This window comes from Micromonospora tulbaghiae, assembly GCF_900091605.1.
Classification (GTDB): Bacteria; Actinomycetota; Actinomycetes; order Mycobacteriales; family Micromonosporaceae; genus Micromonospora; species Micromonospora tulbaghiae.
On sequence record NZ_FMCQ01000003.1, the window covers coordinates 616,900 to 638,520 of the forward strand.

Sequence of the window (21,621 nt, forward strand, 5' to 3'; positions counted from 1 at the left end):
GGGATGTCGTCGTGGCGACCAACGGGTACGGTTGCGGGAAGGCTCCGGCGGTCGCCGTCGGCGCCGGAGCGGTCCGCCGCGTCCGGCGCGACGCGAACGGCCGGGGATGGTGGTCCCGTTCAGGGGGAGGTGCGATGGTCCTGCTACGCCGGGTGATCGGTGACGCGCTGCGGGCACGCAGGCAGGGGCAGCACCGCACCCTCCGCGAGGTCTCCTCCGCGGCCAACGTCAGCCTCGGCTACCTCTCTGAGATCGAACGCGGCCAGAAGGAGCCCTCCAGCGAGTTGCTGGCCGCGATCTGCGACGCGCTCGGCGCCCGCCTGTCCGAGCTGCTGCGCGAGGTGAGCGACACGGTCGCCCTGGCCGAGCAGATGCCCGGCGTGCTGGTGCCGGTGGCCGACGAGCCGGCCTCGGTGGCTCCGGCCGCCGTCCGCAAGGCGACGAACAGGGGTGTCCGGCAGGTCACCTCCGACGGCGGGGTCGCCGTCCAGGTCCGGCAGGACTCGCCGCTCAAGGCCACGCTGCGCAGCACCCGCGTACGCCCCGCCGAGCGGGATGTGGTCTGCGCCGCCTGACCCCGGCCACCGCGCCGTGGGCAGTGCTGGCGTTCGGGTCGTACTGTTGATCAGGAGCGTACGGGTGCCGGAGTGGCGTCCGGCTGGGACGATGTAGGCGCGACGCTACTGAGGGGACGAGGCGGAGATGGCGAACCCGTTCGTCAAGGGTTGGAAGTACCTGATGGCGCTCTTCGGAGCGAAGATCGACGAGCACGCCGATCCGAAGGTGCAGATCCAGCAGGCCGTCGAGGAGGCGCAGCGCCAGCACCAGGCGCTGGTCCAGCAGGCGGCGGCGGTGATCGGCAACCAGCGCCAGCTGGAGATGAAGCTGTCCCGGCAGATGACCGAGGTCGAGCAGCTCCAGGGCAACGCGCGGCAGGCGCTGGCCGTGGCCGACCAGGCCCGGGGCCGGGGCGACGAGACCGAGGCCGGGCGCTACGAGCAGACAGCCCAGATGCTCGCGACCCAGCTGGTCTCCGCCGAGCAGGCGCTGGAAGACCTCAAGACACTGCACGACCAGGCGCTCGGCGCGGCCGCGCAGGCCCGCAAGGCGGTCGAGAACAACTCGATGATCCTCCAGCAGAAGCTGGCCGAGCGCACCAAGCTGCTCAGCCAGCTGGAGCAGGCCAAGATGCAGGAGAGCGTGGCCCGCTCGCTGGAGTCGATGTCGTCGCTCACCGCGCCCGCCAACACCCCCTCGCTGGACGAGGTACGCGACCGGATCGAACGCCGCTACGCCACCGCGATGGGCCGGGCCGAGCTGGCCGGCAACTCGGTCGAGGGCCGGATGCTGGAGATCCAGAAGGCCACGCTCGACTCGGCCGGATCGGCGAGACTGGAACAGATCCGGTCGAGCATGGCCGGCGAGCAGCTCGGCAGCCGGTCCGAGACCCCCGCCGTGGGGCAGCCGGCCGACCCGGCCGCCGCGGCCCGGCTCGACGAGATCCGGGCCAGCATGAGCCGGGAGCGCGGCACCGGGGAGACCACGACCGGCTGACGGAGGGGCGGACACGATGGCGGACGAACGGGCCCGGCACTTCCGCAGGCTGCGCAGACTGCACAACTCGGCGCGGCGGTGGAGCGTGCTGGCCGGAGGGCTCGGCGGCGCCGCCGCGGTGCTGACCCCGTACGCCGGGCTGGGCCTGGCGGACGCGGCCTGGGCCGGCGCCGCGGGCAGCGCGATCGCGGTGGCCGCCTGGCGCTGGGTCGACCACCGCGCACTGGCCGCCGTGCCGCCACCGCCCGCGCTGGACCCGGCCGAGGCCGCCGCCCGCTCCCGCGCCCGGCTGGTCGCCGCGGTCGAGCGGCTGCCCGTCGGGCCGGGCGTCGTGGCCGAGGTACGCCGGGTCCGCTCCCGCCTCGCGCTGCGCGGCACCGCCGCGGCCGAGCCGTGGGCCCGGCTGGACCGGGCCGCGCTCACCCTGGCCGGGCTGGCCGGGCGGCTCACCGGGCTCGCCGAGCCGGCGGTCCGGGAGGCGGCCGAGGCGGACCGGTCCCTGCGTGAGCTGGCGACCCGGGTGGCGGGCGTGGAACGCGCGGCGAAGCTCACCCCGCAGAGCACGCTGAACGAGGTGCACGCCACGCTGGTGACCCAGCTGGAGGACGGGGTGGCCGCGTACGAGCGGCTGGTGGTGGCCGCCGCCGGTTACGTGGCCGAGGACGCGCGCCCGAACACCGAGCACCCGGCCGCCGCGCGGCTGACCGAGGCCACCGACCTGCTGCACGGCGTGGCCTCCGCCCTGGCCGAACTCCGCACCCCCTTGCGCGCCCCCTGACAGTCCGCCCTCTGTCTCGCCTGTGCCCCCGGCCTCTCCCCGTTGATCACCGACCCGGGCGCCCTGGATCGTCCCGCCCGATCTGGCGGGCGCGGGGGCGAGCGCCCCGGTCGGGCGTCCCCGGCTCGGCTGATCATGAAGTTGGCGGGGACGTCGATCTCCAAATCTGCCGCTAACTTCATGATCAACGCAGAGGGGGCGCGAGGGCGGGGCGGGGGCGGGAGCTACGTGGGGGTGGTTGTCGGGGTGGGAGGGGTCCAGGGGGAGGTGCCTACGACGTTCGTGGCGCGTACCCGGTAGTGGTAGGTGGCTCCGCGGGCCAGGCCGGTGTTGGTGAAGCCGCGGCCGGTTACGTGGAACGTCGCCGGTTCGCGGGTGAAGGCGGCGTCGGTGGCGCGCTGCACGATGAACCCGGCACCCGGTCCGGCCGGCGTCGGCGCCGACCAGCTCACCGTCACGGTCGCGGTGTCCGGCCCGGACACGCTCGCGGTGACGCTCACCCCGGTCGGCGCGACCGGGCGGGCCGGAGTGGTCACTGTGGCCACAGTCGACCAGGGGGAGGCGGCACCCAGGTACGTCGTGCGTACCCGGTAGTAGTACGTGGTGTCCGGTGCGACGGCCGGGTCCACGTGGGCCTCGCCCACGGCGATGGCTGTGGTGCCCGGACCGCTGGTGAACGTCGGGTTGGTGGCCCGCTGCACGTCCACTCCGGTGGCGAAGGAGTGGTTGGCCCAGCGCAACGCCACGCGCAGCGGCGCGGTCGGCGGCAGCACCGCGGTCAGCCGGGTCGGCGCGGCCAGGTGCACCGCCGCCGGTACCGCGTTGGACCAGGACGAGCAGCTCACCGCGTTCTCGGCCCGGATCCGGTAGTGGTAGGTGACGCCGGGGGTGACTGTCGCGTCGGTGTAGCGGGTGGCGGTGGCGGCCACCGTGATCTCGGTCAGCCCGGTGGTGAAGGTGCTGTCGGTGGCGCGTTGCAGCCGGTGGCTGGTGGGTACGGGACGGCTGCCGTTGCCGGTCCAGGTCAGCGCGATGGCGGGTAGCGCGGTGGCGCTGCCGGGCGCCGGGGTGGCGGTGAGCCCGGTCGGCGCCTTGGGGGCGACGCGCAGGACCAGTGGGCGGCTCATGCCCTGGTCGCGCAGTCCGGCCGAGCGGGTCTGCCAGCGGTACTCCCAGCCCAGGTTCACCAGCTGGTTGACCACGACCGCGGGGCGGCCGTCGACCGGGCTGACCGGGCCGGCGTCCAGCCGCGCGCCGGCCGGGCGGGTCGGGTCGAGCAGCCGTACGCTGTCGCCGATCTTGAACGGCAGGGCGGGCGGGACGGGGCGCAGCGCCACCACGACGTCCTCCCGGGGGTTGACCCGGACGGTGTCCTTCCACCCCAGCTCGCCCGGGTCCGGCGGGCGGACCGTGCCGTCCCAGCCGACCCGGTTGACCAGTTGCACGTCGCAGCCCTCGATGTGGACCGGATGGGTACGCGGGGCGTCGCCGACGATCCGCCAGAGCTGCGTGCCGTCGCCGGGCGCGCCGACCGCCACGGCCGGGTCGGTGGCGTGCAGCACCTCGGTGGCCGGGTCGGCCGGTCCCAGCGGCAGGGTGGCCGGGGCGAGCGGCCCGGCGACCGGGTGGCCGACGCCGAGCCGTCCCACCGCGCGCCCGTGCCGGGCCTCGAACACCTGCCCGACCGACTTCACCGCCAGCGGCAACGTGACCGGGGCGGTCGCGCCGGCCGGGGTGAACGTGACCGAGGTGGCCCGCGCGGGAACGAGCGTCGGGCGCGGGGTGGAGGTGCCGATCGCGGCGTCGTACGCGGGTTGCGGCACGATCGGTGGCGGCTGGCTGCGGGCGTACGCCCCTGGTAGCCGGTCGGCGAGCCGTCGCGTGTCGTACGGCTCGGCCGGGGTGCCGGTGACCCGGATCTGGAGCAGGGTGCGGGTGTTCGGGCCGTATCCGGGGCGGGTCGGCGGCAGGCCCCCGGCGGCGGTGCGGTCCGGGGCGCCGGTGTGGTGGTCGTGGCGCGGGTCGAACCGGGGCAGCGGCGCGGGGCAGTCGTTGTAGAGGATGAGTGTGCTGCCCGGTGCCACAGTGGAGAAGTCCACCACCACGTCGGCGCGTTCGCCGGGGGCGAGCAGCAGCGCGTGCCCGTCCACGTTGAGCACTGTCGGGTCCTGCCTGTCGTACCGGTAGTCCACCGGCCGGTTGGTCAGCACAACCGGGGCGGGGAGCAGGCCGCCCTCGTTGCCGATCTGGATCATCTCGGGTCCGGCGGCGGCCGGGTCGGGCATCCCGCCGTCGCGCCCGTCCGCCGGCCAGTACGCGGGCCGTCCCGGCGCACGTACCGCCTCGACCATGGGCACCTCACCGGCGTCCGGGTCGGCCGGACTGCCGTCGGGCGCCCACATCGGCGCGTCCGAGGCGGCCCGGTAGAGCTGGAGGTTGAGCGCCCGGTCCGCGCAGGCGTTGAGGATCCGGAACCGGTACGCCCGCCGCGCGACCTCCAGGTACGGGTAGGCCACGCCGTTGACCAGCGGAGTGTCGCCGTACGCGTCTGGCACGGCCGACGGGTGCGGGACGCCCGGTACCAGTGGCGGCTCGTCGGGGTCGGTGTCGGGGTCGTGGTGCGGGTTCGGCACCGGCGCGACCCACGGGCTGGCGCCGCCGTCCGGGTCGTGGGTCCACGGCCCGTAGTCCCAGCGTCCGGTCGGGTTGGTCCCGGTGAGCCGGTACGGGTTCTGCCGCGGCTGGTAGACGTGCGGATGCCAGAGGCTGCCCTTGGCGCCCCAGCGGTCCCGGTCCCAGGTGGGGTCCTGGGCGGCGAGCTGCGCGTCGTCGGGTACGAACGTCTTGTCCTCGATCACCAGCGGGAACTGGTCGGCGGGCAGCACGCCGTCGTCGACGAGCCGTTCCTCGGCCGGGTCGGTGAGCAGGTAGAGCGCGATCTGCCCGGAGTAGACGGTGAGCCGGGACAGGCCGAGCGTGTTGTCGTGCAGCCACATGAGCCGGCCGCTCTGGTCGTTCGGGAAGTACAGCGTGGTGGCGCCCGCGCCGGGCGGCGGCATGTCCGGCACCGGCGTCAGACCCACGCCCGTCGGGTACGGCGTGATCTCGCCGGCCGGGGTCACCCACTGCCACGGGTTGCCGGCGCTGATCCACCCGGTCTGCGCGCCGGACAGGTGCGGCACGGCCCGGTTCTGCGGGTACGGCGCGGGGCCGTCGAACGGCCCGGCCCCGGCGCCGTCGACGGTCTCGTCCACCGGCAGGAACAGCTCGCCGGCCCGTCCGGTGGGGAGCTGGTTGATGAACTTGATCCGCACCGGGCGGCCCCGCCGGGCCACGATCATCGGGCCGAGGTGCCAGGGGCGGCCGGGCGGGCTGACCGTGTTGTGCCCGGAGGCGTCGGTGCCCAGGTTGAGCTGGCGGTAGCCGCGCAGCCGGGTGGCCGGCAGGTCGCGGTGCAGGCGCTGCGCGTACTCCTGGAGGCCGATCTCGTAGTAGTCGCAGCCCGGCCAGGTGATGGTGTCCGGGACGGCGACGGGCAGGCGGGCGCCGAGCCCGGCGGTGGCCGGCTGCCCGGGCAGCGGCAGCGGGTCGACGAACTTGCGGATGCCGGTGCCGGGTACCGGGCGGCCGTCCGGGTCGAGCGTGGGCAGCGGGCTGGCGGCGGTGTTCGGCACCGGGCCGAACAGACGCGGGACGGCGGCCGGGTCCAGGCTCGCCGGCGCCGGGCCGCCGGGTTCCTCGTCGCCGCCGCGAGCGGCCGGTACGGCGGGCGCGACGGAACCGGCCGGCGCGGTTTCCTCGATGGCGACGACGGCGGCGCGGTCCGGACGTCCGGGCCGGCTGCGGCGGAACAGCACCATGGCTCTCCCCGGGGTCGGGGCGCGCCGGCCGACACCCCGGCGTGGCGGGCGTGCGCGCTGCTGACGATCCGTGAGCGGTCCACCGCAGCATGCGACGTGACAGGGGTGAGGCGGAAGTACCCAATCGTCCCTATCTCGGCCGATCTTGGCCGTTTGGTGGAAGTTCCACGCCCGGCTGGCAGGCCGGGCACCAGTAGGTGACCCGTTCGCCCAGTTCCTCCTTGCGGATGGAGGTCCCGCAGCGGCGGCACGGCTGGGCCCGGCGGCCGTAGACGTAGCTGGTCCCGCCCCGGCGCAGCACCCCCGTCGTGCTCTGCGTCCAGCGCCCCCGGTTCGCCGCGAGCAGCCGCTGGGCCAGCGCGACTGTGCCGGGCAGGTCCGGCACCGCGCCCACCGGCGTCCACGGCGACACGCCGCGCAGGAACAGCACCTCGCACTTGTAGAGGTTGCCCACCCCGGCCAGGTTGCGCTGGTCGAGCAGCGCCTCGCCGATGGTGCGGTCCGGGTCGGCGGCGAGCCGGTGGACCGCCTCGTCCGCGTCCCAGTCCGGGCCGAGCAGGTCCGGGCCGAGGTGGCCGACGAGCGACTCCTCGTCGGCGGTCGGCACCAGCGCCAGCTCGTGCAGGTGGTAGCCGACAGCGACCGCGGCGGGGGAGCGGAGCACCACCCGGATCAGGTGCGCCGGCCGCGCGGTCCAGCGCTCGCCCGGGGCGTACGCCCGCCAGGCGCCGTCCATCCGCAGGTGCGAGTGCAGCGTCCACGGTGCGGCGTCGGTGGCCGCCAGGCGCAGCAGCAGGTGCTTGCCCCGGCTGGCCGACTCGCGCACCGTCCAGCCGGTCAGGTCGGTGGCGGCGAGCTGCGGCACGCGGAAGTCGGACCCGGTGAGCCGGGCCCCGGCCAGCGCGCGTTGCAGGACGCGCGCGGTGTTCCAGACGGTGTCGCCTTCGGGCACCCGGCCATTGTCCCCCGCCCGAGCAGAATTCGCATGTGTCGCTATTTGTACTGAGGTTCCACTTGATCTGCGGAAACGCAACGATCAGGGGGTTCTGAGGAGAATGCTGATGGCTCATCCACGACGTCGTACCGTCGTCGCCCTGACCGCCCTGCTCACCGTGGCCGCCGGACTGCCCGGCACGCCCGCGTCGGCCGCATCCCCGCCCACCGCCGCACCGGCACGCGCCGCCGCGCCCGGCTCCGAACGCTGGTCGGTCGACCTCGCCGTCGCCGGCGGCGACGACGTCAACGTCGCCTGGCGGTCCGGCCGCCTGCGGCTGGCCGACCCACGGCCCACCGCCCGCACCCGCCCGGCCGCCGTCGCCGGACCGGTCGCCGAGGGCATCCTGCTCTCCGCGCCACGCGCCCTGGACCGGCCAGCGACCCGGGTACGCGCACAGCTCGCCGCCCGCACCGGCGACGGTGGTACGGCGGTGGCCCAGGTACGCGGCTGGCGTGCCCGCGGCTGGACCGAGTGGCGCGACGCCACCGAGGCGGTGTTCGACCAGCCGGTCAGCCGGGTCCAGGCGCGCGTGGTGCTGACCACCAGCGACTCCGCGTCGCAGGCCACCGTCACCGGGCTGACGCTCGCCGCCGACCGGGTCGCCACCACCGCGGTCCAGCCGGCCGCCGCGCTCAAATACCGGGTGTACGCGACCCGGATCGGCCTGGTCGGCGGCATCACCGCCAACGGGCACACGGTGCGTACCCGGGACCACTTCGCGGCGCTGCCCACCCGGCGCGGCCTGTCCCCGCGCGGCACCGGCGACTACACGGTCAAGGTCTGCACCACGAGCGGCAGCCGCTGCGAGTACGCCCCGGTCTGGGACGTCGGCCCGTGGAACACCCGGGACGACTGGTGGAACCCGGCGTCGGTCCGGGAGAACTGGAAGGACCTGCCGCGCGGAAAGCCGGAGGCGCAGGCTGCCTACCAGGACAACTACAACGGCGGGCGCGACCAGTTCGGCCGTACCGTGCGCAACCCGGCCGGACTGGACCTGGCCGACGGGACGTTCTGGGACGGGCTGCGGCTCACCGACAACGCGTGGGTGGACGTGACGCTGCTGTGGACCGGCGGCGGGGCGCGGGCCGTGGTCGGCTCCGGGCCGCTGAACCTGCGCTCCGGGGCGAGCACCTCGTACGCGAGCCGGGGCCTGGCCGCCACGTACGCCCACGTGCCGGTGCAGTGCTACGTGACCGGGCAGAAGGTCGCCGGCACGTACCGCACCACGACGAGGTGGTACCGCCTGGTGGGCGGCAACTACGTCAGCCACGCCTACCTGTCCTCGATCTACGGCGGCACAGTCCCCCGCTGCTGACCCGTGCCCCCCTCCCGCCCTCCCTCCCTCGCCTCTCCTCCGCGATCTTGCAGTTTCGGCCCTCTCGCCCGGGCATTCGTCCCTTATGTCGGGGCATCAACTACAAGATCGCGGGGGAAGGGCGGGGTCACGGGTGGGCGATTGTTACGACGTCGCCTGGGGTCGTTTGGAGGGTGTCGGCGGCTCGGCCGGTGTTGACCGCTACGGCCACCAGGCCGGCGGAGTCGACGTAGACCACCAGGGCGCCGGGGTCGGCGTCGCCGAACGTGCGGCCGTGCACCGCCTCGTGGCCGTTCACCAGCACCCGGGACGGCAGGCCGTCGAGCAGCGCGCCCGGTGCGGCGAGCTGGACGTTGCCGAAGTGGTCGACGGTCAGCACCTCGGCGCTGAGGCCGCCGGGCTCGGCGCGTACCACCGGTTCCGGCAGCCGGACCAGCGCGCCCGGGTCCACGGCCGGTCCGGCCTCGGCCAGCGGTGCGCCCACTGCCAGCCGGGCGGCCACCGGCGCGAACACGTCCCGCCCGTGGAACGTGCGGGACACGACCGGGCCGAGCCAGTCCGTGTTGGTCAGCTCCGCCGCGGCGGTCACCCCGCCGAGCGCCTCCGCGGCCGGGAGCAGCAGCCCGTTGTCCGGCCCCACGAGCAGCCCGCCGGGCGCGGCGAGCGCGATCCCGCGCCGCGAGGTGCCGACACCCGGGTCGACCACCGCCACGTGCACACCCCACGGCAGGTACGGCACTGTCTGCGCGAGCACCGCCGCGCCCCGGCGTACGTCGGCGGGCGGGACCAGGTGCGTCACGTCGATCACCCGGACGGCCGGGGCGAGCCGGGCCAGCACACCGTGGCACGCCGCCACGAACCCGTCGGAGAGCCCGTAGTCGGTGGTCAGCGAGACACATCGGAGGTCGCCGTTCACCGCGGGTCCGCCGGGGTCAGGTGCCGCGCCAGGCGCAGTTCGTCGTGCAGCGGGATCCCGTCCGTGCCGGCGTGCGGAATCGTCGGCTTGACCGCCCGGGCCCGGTCCGCCGCGCCCACGTCCACCGCGACGATCCGCAGCCCTCGACGCTGGTAGAAGCGCAGCGCGCCCAGGTTGTCGTTGGTGGTGACCAGCCAGATCCGGTCGGCCCCGGCAGCGACGGCCACCTCCTCGGCGGCGGCCAGCAGGGCACTGCCCGCCCCGTTGCCCGGTGCCGACGCGGCCAGGCTCACCACTTCCAGCCCGTCGCCGTCGACCCGGTACACCAGCGCCCCGGCGCACGCGCCGCCGTCGTCGACCGCCACCAGCGCGGGCAGGTCACACAGGTCGTAGCGGGTGTCGTGGACCACCACAATCGGCCCGCCCCACTCCCGCTCGTGCAACGCCGTCAGCGCGGCGCGGTCCTCGTCGCGCGCCTGGCGTACCCGGATCGAGGCCACCGGCTCTCCTCCCCGCTCGTGTCCGGCACACCCTAACCGGGACTGCCGGGTGGTCAGCCGCGCAGGCGCAGGCCGCGCGGGGTGGCGCGGAAACCGGCGGCGGTCAGCGCGTCGCGCAGCGGGGACGCGTTCACGGCCTCGCCGTCGGCGCGTTCCACCGAGATCGCGCCGAGCGCACCGGAGTGCACCGCGTCGGCGAGCGCCTTGCCGGCCGCCCCGAGCGTGTCGGTGTCGTCGGTGAACGACAGAATCGTCCGGCCGCCCCGCTCGACGTAGAGCACCAGGTCACCGCCGACGAGCACGACCAGCGCGCCCGCCTTGCGCCCGGCCCGGTGGCCGGTGGCCGGTGCCGCGCCGTCGCCGGAGTCGACCACGCGTTCCGGCCAGGGCAGCGCCGCGCCGTACGGGTTCGCCGGATCGGTGGCCGCGAGCACGACAGTCGGCCCGCCCCGGCCCTGGGTGTCGTCGGCGAGCGCCCGGATGCGGTCCACCGCGCCGGGCACCGCGAACTGCGCCGCGCCGAGCCCTTCGACGAAGTAGCCGCGCCGGGCCGCCCCGCGTTCCTCCATCGCGGACAGCACCGGGTAGACCCCGGCGAAGCCGCCGGTGACCTGCTCGGCGACGACCGCGCCCCGGGTCACCACGCCGTGCCGTTCCAGCAGCAGGTCGGCCAGGGCGGCGGCCCGGCGGGTCGGGTCGCTGTCGCGTTCGGGCAGCCGGGACCAGCGACCGGCCATGGTGGGCGGACCGCCCCGGCTGGGCAGCGCCACCCGGCCGGGACGGCGGTAGCGGGTGCGCGGCGCCGACGGCCGGGACCGGTGCGCCCCGCCCGCGCCGAGCGCGGCTCGCAGCGGGGCGAGCGTGTCGTTGGTGAGGTGACCGGCCCAGACCAGATCCCACACCGCGCCGGACAGGGCGGCGTCGTCGGTGGCGCCGACCCGGTCGGACAGCGAGCGGAAGAACAGCGCCTGCCCGTCGGCGAGCGCGTCGAGCACCGACTCGTGCAGCGGCGTCAGCGTCAGCGCCTCGTCCGGCGGTGGGAGCAGCAGCGGCGCGACGTCGGCGTACGCGAGCGTCACCCACCCGTCGCCGCCGGAGATCGCGCCCGCGCCGGCCCACACCACCTCGCCGCCGGCGCACAGCTCGTCGAGCTGGGCGGGGGAGTAGTCGGCGACCCGGGCGGGCAGCACCAGGCGTTCCAGCGCGGACGCCGGCACGCTCACGCCCTGCAACTGCTCGACGGCGGCGGCGACCGCCTCGACGCCCCGGGCCGACGAGCCGACCTGCTGCCAGCGGGGCAGGAACGCGGCGAGCGCGCGCGGCGGCACCGGCTCGATCTCCCGGCGCAGGGCCGCCAGGGAGCGGCGGCGCAGCAGGCGCAGCACCTCCGCGTCGCACCACTGGGTGCCCACCGTGTCCGGCGCGAACTCGCCGGAGACCACCCGGCCGTTCGCGGCGAGCCGCCGCAGGGCCTGCTCCACCACGAACACGCCGAGCCCGAACCGGGCCGCGCAGGTGGCCGCCGCGAACGGGCCGTGCGTGCGGGCGTACCGGGCGACCAGGTCGGTGAGCGGATCGGCCACCGGCGCGAGGTACGCCTCGGCGACTCCGACGGGCAGCGCCACCCCGAGCGCGTCGCGCAGCCGGGCGGCGTCCTCGACGACCACCCAGCGGTCCTCGCCGGCGATGCGGACCCGCAGCACCCGCCGGGCCGCCGCCAGCTCCTCGGCCCAGGATTCCGGTACGCCCCGCTCGGCCAGCTCGGCGCTGCTCAGGTCACCGACCACGCGCAGCAGCTCGACCACGTCCTCCGGGTCGCGGGGCCGCCGCTGCTCGGTGAGCCAGCACAGTTGCCGTGCCGTCTCGGCGAGCACCTCCGGGTCGAGCAGCTCCCGCAGGTCGACCCGGCCGAGCAACTCGCCGAGCAACCCGGAGTCGAGCGCCAGCGCGGCGGCCCGCCGCTCGGCCAGGGGGGCGTCGCCCTCGTAGAGGAACGCGCCGACGTACCCGAACAGCAGCGACCTCGCGAACGGCGACGGGCGCTCGGACTCCACCTCCACCAGGCGTACCTTGCGGGCGGCCAGGTCGCGCATCAGCCCGCCGAGGGCGGGCTGATCGAAGACGTCCTGGAGGCACTCGCGGGCGGCCTCCAACGTGACCGGGAAGTCGGCGTACTCGCGGGCCACGTCGAGCAGCTGCGCGGCGCGCTGGCGTTGCTGCCACAGCGGCTGCCGCCGCCGGGGGTCACGCCGGGGCAGCAGCAGCGACCGGGCCGCGCACTCGCGGAACCGGGAGGCGAACAGCGCCGACGTGCCCACCGACTCCTCGACGAGCTGGGCGATCTCGTCCGGCTCGAAGACGACCACGTCGGCGCCGGGTGGCGTGTCGGCGGTGTCCGGCAGGCGCACCACGATGCCGTCGTCGGAGGGCATGACCTGGGCGTCCACGCCGTACCGCTCGGCCAGCCGGCGGCCGATCGCCAGCGCCCACGGCCCGTTGACCCGGGCGCCGAGCACGGAGTGCACGGCGAGCCGCCAGTCGCCCAGCTCGTCGCGGAACCGTTCGACCACCACCGTCCGGTCGTCCGGCAGCGACCGGGTGGCCGCCTTCTGCTCGCGCAGGTAGTTCATCAGGTTCCCGGCGGCCCAGTCGTCCAGCCCGCCCGCGCGCAGTGCCGCGACCGCGTCGGCGTCGGACTGCCGCAGCAGCGCCCGGACCCGGGCGCCGATCGCCCGCCCCAGCTCGACCGGGCGGCCGAGCTGGTCGCCCTTCCAGAACGGCATCCGGGCCGCCTGGCCGGGCGCGGGGGAGACGAGCACCCGGTCGGGGGTGATCTCCTCGATCCGCCAGGACGACGAGCCGAGCAGGAACACGTCACCCACCCGGGACTCGTAGACCATCTCCTCGTCCAGCTCACCGACCCGCGCCGCCCGCTCGGCACCGGCCAGGAAGACGCCGAACAGGCCCCGGTCGGGAATGGTGCCGCCGCTGGTCACGGCGAGCCGCTGCGCGCCGGGCCGGCCGGTCAGCACGTCGGTGGCGCGGTCCCAGACCAGCCGGGGACGCAACTCGGCGAACGCGGTGGACGGGTAGCGCCCGGAGAGCATGTCGAGCACCGCGTGCAGCGCCGAGTCGGGCAGCTCCGCGAACGGCGCCGCCCGCCGGACCAGCACGGCCAGGTCGCCGAGCCGCCACGGCTCCAGCGCCACCATCGCGACGATCTGCTGGGCCAGCACGTCGAGCGGGTTGCGCGGGTAGTGCAGCTCCTCGATCGCCCCGGCGCCCATCCGCTCGGCCACCACGGTGCAGGAGAGCAGGTCGCCCCGGTGCTTGGGGAAGACGACGCCGCGCGAGACCGCGCCGACCTGGTGCCCGGCCCGCCCGACCCGTTGCAGCCCGGCCGCCACGCTCGGCGGCGCCTCGATCTGCACCACCAGGTCGACAGCGCCCATGTCGATGCCCAGCTCCAGGCTGGACGTGGCGACCACGGCGGGCAGCCGGCCGGACTTGAGCGCCTCCTCGATCTGCTTGCGCTCCTCCCGGGAGACGCTGCCGTGGTGCGCCCGCGCGATCACCGCCGGCGCCCCGGCCGCCGCGCCGGACTGCGCCATCACCTCCGCCGGCTGCCGCGGCGCGTGCACCGGCCCGGCCGCGTCGCCGGCCGGCGGGCGGTCGGCGCCGGGCAGCAGATCGGATACGCGCACCGGCTCCCCGCCCCTGGCCACGCGGCTGCTCTCCGGGGCGGACGCCGCCTCCAGCTCCTCGGCGGCCAGCTCGTTGAGGCGGGCGCAGAGCCGTTCGGCGCTGCGCCGGGAGTTGGTGAACACGATCGTGGACCGGTGCGCGCGGATCAGCGCGAACACGCGCTCCTCGACCGCCGGCCAGATCGACGGGCGCCGGGGAGCGAGGCCGCCCAGGTCGTCCTCCGGCGGCTCCTGCTCGTCGAGGCGGGTCATGTCCTCCACCGGAACCTGGACGCTGACCTCGATGGTCTTGTTCGCCGGCGGCTGCACCATGTCGACCGGGCGCGCGCCGCCGAGGAATCGGGCGCACACGTCGATCGGCCGGACGGTCGCGGACAAGCCGATCCGTTGCGCGGGCCGCTCCAGCAGCGCGTCGAGCCGTTCCAGGGACAGCGCCAGGTGGGCGCCGCGCTTGGTGCCGGCCACCGCGTGCACCTCGTCCACGATGACCGTGTCGACGCCGCGCAGCGAGTCGCGGGCGGCGGAGGTGAGCAGCAGGAACAGCGACTCGGGCGTGGTGATGAGGATGTCCGGCGGAGTGCGGGCGAAGGCACGGCGCTCGTCGGCCGGGGTGTCGCCGGTGCGCATGCCGACGGTGACGTCCGGCGGCACCAGGCCGAGCCGGGCGGCGGCCTGGCGGATGCCGGTGAGCGGGGCGCGCAGGTTGCGTTCCACGTCGACCGCGAGCGCCTTGAGCGGGCTGACGTAGAGCACCCGGCAGCGACGCCGGGGATCGGCCGGCGGCGGCTCCTTGGCGAGCCGGTCGAGCGACCAGAGGAACGCCGCGAGCGTCTTGCCGGAGCCGGTCGGCGCGACGACGAGGGCGTTGCGGGCGGCGGCCACCGAGCGCCAGGCGCCCTCCTGGGCCGGGGTGGGCGCGGCGAACGCCGCGGTGAACCACTCCCGGGTCGCCGCGCCGAACTCCGTCAGCACACGGTCTGACCTGCCTGACCTGCCTGACCCGTCTGACCTGCCTGACCCGCCTGACGGGGTCACCTCATCCGCCACGCTCCCATCCTGCCGCGCCGGTGTGACATCCGGCCTGCCGCCGGACCGTTCCGTCCTGCCCGCGGCAGGCCAAGAATGGAATGGGCGATTATTCCGTTAAGTCTTACTTAACTGCTTGCTTGGGAGCTGCAACATAAAGTAACTTCACTCGCGATGCGGCGTGGGGTGGAGGCGTGGATGACCGTCGAGGACCGAGGTCTGGGCTCCGGAACCGACGTGCTCATCCGCAAGGTCGACAGTCGACTTGCCGCGCTCCGCGCCGCACTGCACGGTCCCGATCTTGAGCTGGCCGAGGAACTTGCCGCGCGGCTGCGCGAGATGATCCTCGCGACCGCCCGGTCCAGCGCCGCCGACCGCGCCCGGGTGCGGGCCGCGGTGCACTACTTCGTCCAGCGCCGGGAGAGCCGGGACGCCCGGCTGCCGCTGCGCTCCCTGGTCGCCGCCCAACACGCAGTCGACCGCGCCGCCCGTCAGCTGGCCACCCCCAACCCCACCCCCTGACCACTCCACCGCACCCTCCCCTCCGCCCGCCGCCCTCCCTGCCACCCCGGTGATCAAGGAGTTCGTGGCGGGATCGGGCGCGCGCCCGGACGCGAACTCCTTGATCACCGCCCGAGAGGCCGGGAAGACCGGGTGAGGGTAAGGGTGGGTTTTGGGGAAAACGGCCCGGTTCGGTGCCTCTGTGGCGTGTGATCGGTCGTGAAACCAGCGTGTTCTGCGCGCTGTCACCTCGACCGGGAGTACGCGTGCTCGTCCTGCTGATCGTGCATCTGGTGGCGGCGCTGCTCGCCCCGCTGCTGGTCCGCCGGTGGGGTCCGCGCGCCTGCCTGCTGCTCGCGCTCGCCCCGGCCGCCACAGCGGTCTGGGCGGCGGCGCACACCGCCGCGGTACGCGACGGCGGCGAGGTGGTCGAGACGTACCCCTGGATCTCGCAGCTCCAGCTCGACGTGGCGCTGCGGGTCACCACGCTGTCCTGGCTGATGCTGTTGCTCGTCGGCGGCGTCGGCGCGCTGGTGCTGGTCTACTCCGCCCGCTACTTCCCGCCCGGGTCGATCGGGCTGGCCCGGTTCGCCGCCGTCATGGTCGCCTTCGCCGGGGCGATGCTCGGTCTCGTCGTCTCCGACGACCTGCTGCTGCTCTACGTGTTCTGGGAACTGACCACCGTCTTCTCCTACCTGCTGATCGGGCACAGCACCGAGCGCCGGTCCAGCCGGTGGGCCGCCGCGCAGGCGCTCACCGTGACCACGCTGGGCGGGCTGGCCATGCTCGTCGGGTTCCTGCTGCTCGGCCACCACGCCGGCGGCTACCGGTGGTCCGAGGTGGCCTCGGCGCCGCTGCCCGGCGGCGGGTACCTGACCGTCGCGGTGCTGCTCATCCTCGCCGGGGCGCTGGCGAAGTCCGCGGTGTTCCCCTTCAACGCCTGGCTGCCGGTGGCGATGGCCGCCCCCACACCGGTGAGCGCGTACCTGCACGCGGCGGCGATGGTGAAGGCCGGCATCTTCCTCGTCGGACTGCTCGGCCCGGTGCTCGCCCCGGTCGACGGATGGCGGCCGGTCACAGTGGTCGCCGGCCTGGTCACGCTCGTCATCGGCGGGTGGGCGGCGTTGCGGCAGACCGACCTGAAGCTGCTGCTGGCGTACGGGACGGTCAGCCAGCTCGGCCTGCTCACTGTGGTGTTCGGCGCGGGCACCCCGAAGGCGGCGCTGGCCGGCGTGGCGATGCTGGCCGCACACGCCCTGTTCAAGGCGGCGCTGTTCCTTGTCGTCGGCATCCTCGACCACGAGGCCGGCACCCGGGACCTGCGGGAGCTGTCCGGGGTGGGACGGGCCGCGCCGGTGCTGGCCACAGTCGCCGCGCTGGCCGCCGCCTCGATGGCCGGGGTGCCGCCGCTGCTCGGGTTCGTCGGGAAGGAGGCGGCGCTCGCCGCGTTCACCGGCGATCCACTGGTCCTGATCGTGCTGGTGGTCGGCAGCGCGCTCACCGTCGCGTACAGCATCCGGTTCCTCTGGGGCGCGTTCGGTGCCCGGCCCGGCGTGCCGGACACCGAGCTGGCCCGGCCGCCCGCCGCGATGCTCGTACCCCCGGCGCTGCTCGCCGTGGCCGGGCTCGCCGCCGGTCCGGCCGCCGGGTGGCTGAGCGGCCTGTTCGAGCCGTACGCCGAGCTGTTCGGGCCGGTCGAGGAGCACCTGGCGCTGTGGCACGGACCCACGGCGGCGCTCGGCCTGTCCGCCCTCGTGCTGGCCGGCGGTGTGGTGCTGCACCTGGTCCGCGGCCCGCTGGCGCCCGCGCTGGCGCGGCTGCGCTCGCCGGTGAACGGCAATCAGGGGTACGAGTGGGTGACGCACGGCTTCGACCGGCTCGCCATCGAGGTCACCGGCGCCACCCAGCGCGGCTCGCTGCCGCAGTACCTCGGCACCGTGCTGCTCGCGCTGGTGTTCGTGCCGGGCGGGGCGATGATCGCCACCGCGCCGTGGCGGGTCGACCTGGCGGTCTGGGACAACCCGGCCCAGCTCGTGGTCTGCGTGGTGATCGCGGTCGCCGCGCTGCTCGCGGTCGGCGCGCGCCGCCGGCTCACCGCGATGCTGCTCGTCGGCGTGACCGGCTACGGCACCGCGATGATGTTCGTCCTCTACGGGGCGCCGGACGTGGCGCTGACCCAGTTCCTCGTGGAGACCGCGACGATCGCCGTGTTCGTGCTGGTGCTGCGGCGGCTGCCGGAGCGCTTCTCGGCCCGTCCGCTGCGCCGCAGCCGCTGGGTGCGGCGCGGGATCGGGATCGCCGCCGGTGTGGTGATGGCCGGTCTGGCGCTGGTCGCGGCCGGAGCCCGGCGGGCGCCGTCGATCTCCGCGGCCTTCCCCGATCTCTCCCTGGCCGAGGGGTACGGCCGAAACGTCGTGAACGTGACCCTGGTCGACATCCGGGCGTGGGACACGATGGGGGAGATCTCGGTGCTCGTCGTGACCGCGACCGGCGTGGCCAGCCTGATCTACGAACGTTCCCGCACCGGGCCGCGTCCCCGCCGTCCCCAGCCGGTCGCGTCGCGCGCCGGCGACCGGCGCACGGTGTGGCTGCGCGGCGGGCAGACGCTGCCGGAGCGCCGGCGCTCGATCGTGTTCGAGGTGGTCACCCGGCTGATCTTCCACACCGTGCTGATCTTCTCGCTGTTCCTGCTCTTCTCCGGGCACAACGCCCCCGGCGGCGGTTTCGCCGGCGGGCTGGTCGCCGGCCTGGCGCTGGCCCTGCGTTACCTGGCCGGCGGCCGGTACGAGCTGGCCGAGGCGGCGCCGGTCGGGGCCGGCACGGTGCTCGGCGCGGGTCTGGGCATCTCGGTCGGCAGCGGGGTGCTCGGCCTCGCGCTCACCGGTGAGGTGCTCGAGAGCGTGAAGGTCAACCTGTGGCTGCCGGTGGTCGGCGACTTCTACCTGGTCACGTCGCTGTTCTTCGACATCGGCGTCTACCTGGTGGTGGTCGGGCTGGTGCTGGACATCCTGCGCAGCCTGGGCGCCGAGGTGGACCGGCACGTGGAAGCCGCCGGTGAGGCGGGCCGCGGGCTGGTCGTCCAGCGGGACGGCCCACCATGACGCGGGGGGCGGCCGGGCCGACGCTGGTGCTGGTGCTGGCGGTCGGGGTGCTCGTCGCCGCCGGTGTCACGCTGCTGCTCGAACGCAGCCTGACCCGGATCCTGCTCGGCATCATCCTGCTCGGCAACGGCGTGAACCTGCTCATCCTGCTCGGCGGGCGAGCCGGTGCCGCACCGCTCGTGGGTTCCACGTCGCAGGGCGAGATGAGCGACGCGCTGCCGCAGGCCATGGTGCTCACCGCCGTGGTGATCACCTTCGGGCTGACCGCGTTCCTGCTCGCCGTCGCCTACCGGAGCTGGTACACCAGCGGCGACGACGAGGTGCAGGACGACCTGGAGGACCGGCAGATCGTCCGGCTCGCCGAGAGCAACGAGGTGTCCACGGCGGACCTCGGCGGCGAGGGCCCGAACGGCGACCCGGAGCAGGTGGATCCGGAGCCGGCCCGCCGGCGGTTACGCCGGGACGGGGAAACGCAATGAGCGCCCTGGTGCCGCTTCCGGTGGTGGTGCCGCTGCTCGGCGCGGCGCTCACCCTGCTGCTGTCCGGGCGGCCCCGCCTGCAGCGGTGGGTGAGCGTGCTCTGCCTGTCCAGCGTCCTGGTGGTGGCGGCGGTGCTGCTGGTGCAGGCGTACCGGTTCGGGCCGGTGGTGGTGCAGGTGGGCGGCTGGCCGGCGCCGGTCGGCATCGTGCTGGTGGCGGACCAGCTGGCGGCACTGATGGTGCTCGTCTCCTCGGCGGTGACGCTGTGTGTGCTGCTCTACTCGATCGGCCAGGGCCGGGGGGAGACCGGGGAGACCGCGCCGGTGAGCATCTTCCACCCCACGTACCTGGTGCTGACCGCGGGCGTGACGAACGCCTTCCTGGCCGGGGACCTGTTCAACCTCTTCGTCGGTTTCGAGATCCTGCTGGCCGCGAGCTTCGTGCTGATCACGCTGGGCGGCACCGAGGTGCGGTTGCGGACCGGATCGACGTACGTGGTGGTCAGCATCCTGTCGTCGCTGCTGTTCCTGTCCGCCGTGGGACTGGTGTACGCGGCCACCGGCACGCTGAACATGGCGCAGCTCGCCGGCCGGCTGGACGCGCTGCCGTCGGGCGTACGCCTGACCCTGCAACTGACGCTGCTGCTCGCGTTCGGGATCAAGGCGGCGGTGTTCCCGCTGTCGGCGTGGCTGCCGGACAGCTACCCGACCGCCCCCGCCCCGGTGACCGCGGTCTTCGCCGGCCTGCTCACCAAGGTCGGCGTGTACGCGATCATCCGCACCGAGACGCTGCTGTTCCCCGGCGGGCAGGTCGCCACGCTGCTGATGGTGGTGGCCGGGCTGACCATGGTGGTCGGCATCCTCGGCGCGGTCGCCCAGTCGGACCTGAAGCGGCTGCTCTCCTTCACGCTCGTGAGCCACATCGGCTACATGATCTTCGGGGTGGCTCTGAGCAGCGTCGCCGGACTGTCCGGGGCGATCTTCTACGTGGTGCACCACATCACCATCCAGACCACGCTGTTCCTGGTCGCCGGCCTGGTCGAGGAACGCGCGGGCAGTACCGACCTGCGCCGTATCGGCGGCCTGGCGCGGATCGCCCCGATGCTCGGCGTGCTCTTCTTCGTCCCCGCGATGAACCTGGCGGGCATCCCGCCGTTCTCCGGGTTCCTCGGCAAGCTCGGCCTGCTCCAGGCCGGCGTGGCAGCAGGCGGCACGCTGCCCGCGGTGCTGGTCGCGGCCGGCACGCTGACCAGCCTGCTCACGCTCTACGCCGCCTCCCGGGTGTGGAACATCGCGTTCTGGCGGGAGCCCCGGCTGGCCACCGCCACCCCGCCGGCCCGGCTGCCCGGACTGATGGTCGGGGCGACCACCGCCCTGGTGGCGCTGGGCGTGCTGTTTACGCTGCTGGCCGGTCCGCTGTTCCAGGTCACCGCGGACGCGGCCACCGACCTGCGTGAGCGCACCCCGTACGTGCGGGCGGTCCTGCCCCGGGACGTGCCGTGACCGACGACCTGCCCCCGGGCCGGGGCGCCACCGGGGAGCCGGAAGGCGTACCCCGGGCCGCGCCCGCACCGGACGCGCCGGCGCCGACAGTCGGCCGGGGCGGGCGGCGCCGCGACCAGGCGCTTGCGCTCGGCTGGCTGGTCGCCGCCTGGCTGCTGCTGTGGGGCGACGTGTCAGTGGGCAACCTGATCGCCGGGCTGGTGGTCGGCGTGGCCGTGCTGCTGTTCTTCCCGCTGCCGCCGGTCACCTTCGGCGGCCGGTTCCGCCCCCGCGAGCTACTGGTGTTCCTGGTCACCTTCATCGCGGAGCTGGTCAGCGCCAGCCTGCACGTCGCCGCCGTGGCGCTGCGCTTCGGCTACCGCCCGCGCGGCGCGATCATCGCGGTGCCGCTGCGCGTGCGCACCGATCTCAACCTGGCGCTCACCGCCGAGGTGATCTCGCTGGTGCCGGGCACCCTGATCCTCGACGTCGACCGGGCCCGGGGCGTGCTCTACGTGCATGTGCTCGACGTGCGCGGCCCCGAGGACGTGAGCGGCAGCCGGGAGCGCGTGCTCGCCGTCGAACGGCGCATCGTCCGCGCCATCGGATCTCCCGCCGAGGTACACCGGCTCGACCTCGAACCCGTCGAACGGAGGAACCATCAGTGACTGCCCTGCTCGCCGTCGCGCTCACGGTGCTGCTCTCGGCCACCGCGCTGCTCGCCCTGGCCCGCATCTACCGCGGCCCGTCCCTGCTCGACCGGGTCGTCGCGGCCGACCTGCTGCTGACGGCGATGCTCGCCGCGGTGGGGGCGGAGGCCGCTGTCAACCGGCACGCCACCACGCTGCCCGTGCTGGTGGTGCTCTCCCTGCTCGGCTTCATCGGGTCGGTGTCGCTGGTGCGCTTCGCGGTCCGGGCCGAAGCGTGAGCGCGGGCACCGTGGCGGACTGGGCGGGCGGGTTCCTGCTGCTGGCCGGGGCGGCGCTCGGCCTGGTCGCCGGCATCGGGCTGGTGCGCTTCCCGGACGTGCTGGATCGGATGCACACGGCCACCAAGCCGCAGGTGCTCGGCGTCCTGCTGCTCCTGGCCGGGCTGGCGTTGCGCCTGCGTACCCCCTCGGACCTGGGCATGCTGGTTCTGGTGGCGATCTTCCAGCTCTCCACCGCGCCGGTCGCCGCGCAGATGATCGGCCGGGCCGCCTACCGGTCCGGGCGGGTCGACCGGACGCTGCTGGACGTGGACGAGCTGGCCGGGCGCTGAACCGGACGTGGGGGAGGGTTCCCGGCACCCCCAGCGGACGTCCAGCCGGGACCGATAAAATGGTCCGCATGATCGACTCTCCTGCCCCGGAGGGCAGCAGTAGCCGGCCGGGTAATACCCGGCGAATTCCCTCCCCGACGACCCCGGGA

Annotated in this window: 16 protein-coding genes; 11 read left to right on the forward strand and 5 right to left on the reverse strand. The window is 74.8% G+C overall.

Going from position 1 to position 21,621, the window contains the following annotated elements; translation table 11 throughout:
- Window positions 1-134 precede the first annotated feature (134 nt).
- From GA0070562_RS11835 to pspM, 3 genes are all read left to right on the forward strand, one after another.
- A complete protein-coding gene (locus tag GA0070562_RS11835; RefSeq protein ID WP_091419790.1) occupies window positions 135-575 on the forward strand; it encodes a helix-turn-helix domain-containing protein in 441 nt (146 codons plus the stop codon).
- 127 nt (window positions 576-702) lie between these two features.
- Window positions 703-1,554: a PspA/IM30 family protein gene (locus GA0070562_RS11840; protein ID WP_091419792.1), complete on the forward strand. Its 852-nt coding sequence runs from the start codon at window positions 703-705 to the stop codon at window positions 1,552-1,554.
- A 16-nt stretch (window positions 1,555-1,570) separates the two neighbouring features.
- Complete coding sequence (gene pspM / locus GA0070562_RS11845) at window positions 1,571-2,332, forward strand: phage shock envelope stress response protein PspM (RefSeq protein ID WP_091419795.1); 762 nt, start codon at window positions 1,571-1,573, stop codon at window positions 2,330-2,332.
- Window positions 2,333-2,556: 224 nt separating this feature from the next.
- On the opposite strand, the gene GA0070562_RS11850 is transcribed toward pspM, so the two are convergent.
- Together GA0070562_RS11850 and GA0070562_RS11855 are read right to left on the reverse strand one after the other, a co-directional pair.
- The gene (locus tag GA0070562_RS11850) at window positions 2,557-6,192 is read right to left on the reverse strand and encodes a fibronectin type III domain-containing protein (protein ID WP_091419797.1); all 3,636 of its coding nucleotides are present in this window, start codon (window positions 6,190-6,192) and stop codon (window positions 2,557-2,559) included.
- Between the two features lie 130 nt (window positions 6,193-6,322).
- Complete coding sequence (locus GA0070562_RS11855; protein ID WP_091419800.1) at window positions 6,323-7,144, reverse strand: DNA-formamidopyrimidine glycosylase family protein; 822 nt, start codon at window positions 7,142-7,144, stop codon at window positions 6,323-6,325.
- A 109-nt stretch (window positions 7,145-7,253) separates the two neighbouring features.
- Here GA0070562_RS11855 and GA0070562_RS11860 point away from each other — a divergent pair, with 109 nt between their 5' ends.
- Complete coding sequence (locus GA0070562_RS11860) at window positions 7,254-8,504, forward strand: hypothetical protein (protein WP_091420242.1); 1,251 nt, start codon at window positions 7,254-7,256, stop codon at window positions 8,502-8,504.
- A gap of 127 nt (window positions 8,505-8,631) precedes the next feature.
- Here GA0070562_RS11860 and GA0070562_RS11865 read toward each other — a convergent pair whose 3' ends face one another.
- From GA0070562_RS11865 to GA0070562_RS11875, 3 genes are read right to left on the reverse strand one after another with little or no spacing between them, the layout of a single operon-like run.
- Entirely contained in the window at window positions 8,632-9,420 is a 789-nt protein-coding gene (locus GA0070562_RS11865) for an SAM hydrolase/SAM-dependent halogenase family protein (protein ID WP_091419802.1), read from the reverse strand.
- Window positions 9,417-9,920, reverse strand: coding sequence for a GNAT family N-acetyltransferase (locus tag GA0070562_RS11870; RefSeq protein ID WP_175438703.1), 504 nt, complete (start codon window positions 9,918-9,920; stop codon window positions 9,417-9,419). Before GA0070562_RS11870 ends, GA0070562_RS11865 begins: the two co-directional genes overlap by 4 nt.
- Window positions 9,921-9,973: 53 nt before the next feature.
- The gene (locus GA0070562_RS11875) at window positions 9,974-14,596 is read right to left on the reverse strand and encodes an ATP-dependent helicase (protein ID WP_091419808.1); all 4,623 of its coding nucleotides are present in this window, start codon (window positions 14,594-14,596) and stop codon (window positions 9,974-9,976) included.
- Between the two features lie 252 nt (window positions 14,597-14,848).
- On the opposite strand from GA0070562_RS11875, the gene GA0070562_RS11880 reads away from it, so the two are divergent.
- The 7 genes from GA0070562_RS11880 (at window position 14,849) to mnhG (ending at window position 21,472) form a co-directional block, all read left to right on the forward strand.
- Window positions 14,849-15,172: a hypothetical protein gene (locus GA0070562_RS11880; RefSeq protein WP_091420244.1), complete on the forward strand. Its 324-nt coding sequence runs from the start codon at window positions 14,849-14,851 to the stop codon at window positions 15,170-15,172.
- A gap of 245 nt (window positions 15,173-15,417) precedes the next feature.
- Complete coding sequence (locus GA0070562_RS11885) at window positions 15,418-18,252, forward strand: Na+/H+ antiporter subunit A (RefSeq protein WP_091419811.1); 2,835 nt, start codon at window positions 15,418-15,420, stop codon at window positions 18,250-18,252.
- Complete coding sequence (locus GA0070562_RS11890) at window positions 18,249-18,731, forward strand: Na(+)/H(+) antiporter subunit C (protein WP_091419814.1); 483 nt, start codon at window positions 18,249-18,251, stop codon at window positions 18,729-18,731. Before GA0070562_RS11885 ends, GA0070562_RS11890 begins: the two co-directional genes overlap by 4 nt.
- Complete coding sequence (locus tag GA0070562_RS11895) at window positions 18,728-20,233, forward strand: Na+/H+ antiporter subunit D (RefSeq protein ID WP_091419816.1); 1,506 nt, start codon at window positions 18,728-18,730, stop codon at window positions 20,231-20,233. Before GA0070562_RS11890 ends, GA0070562_RS11895 begins: the two co-directional genes overlap by 4 nt.
- The gene (locus tag GA0070562_RS11900; RefSeq protein ID WP_091419819.1) at window positions 20,230-20,880 is read left to right on the forward strand and encodes a Na+/H+ antiporter subunit E; all 651 of its coding nucleotides are present in this window, start codon (window positions 20,230-20,232) and stop codon (window positions 20,878-20,880) included. Before GA0070562_RS11895 ends, GA0070562_RS11900 begins: the two co-directional genes overlap by 4 nt.
- The gene (locus GA0070562_RS11905) at window positions 20,877-21,140 is read left to right on the forward strand and encodes an MrpF/PhaF family protein (protein WP_091419822.1); all 264 of its coding nucleotides are present in this window, start codon (window positions 20,877-20,879) and stop codon (window positions 21,138-21,140) included. The genes GA0070562_RS11900 and GA0070562_RS11905 overlap by 4 nt, the downstream gene beginning before the upstream one ends.
- A complete protein-coding gene (gene mnhG / locus GA0070562_RS11910; protein ID WP_175438704.1) occupies window positions 21,137-21,472 on the forward strand; it encodes a monovalent cation/H(+) antiporter subunit G in 336 nt (111 codons plus the stop codon). Before GA0070562_RS11905 ends, mnhG begins: the two co-directional genes overlap by 4 nt.
- The last annotated feature ends 149 nt before the right edge of the window (window positions 21,473-21,621 follow it).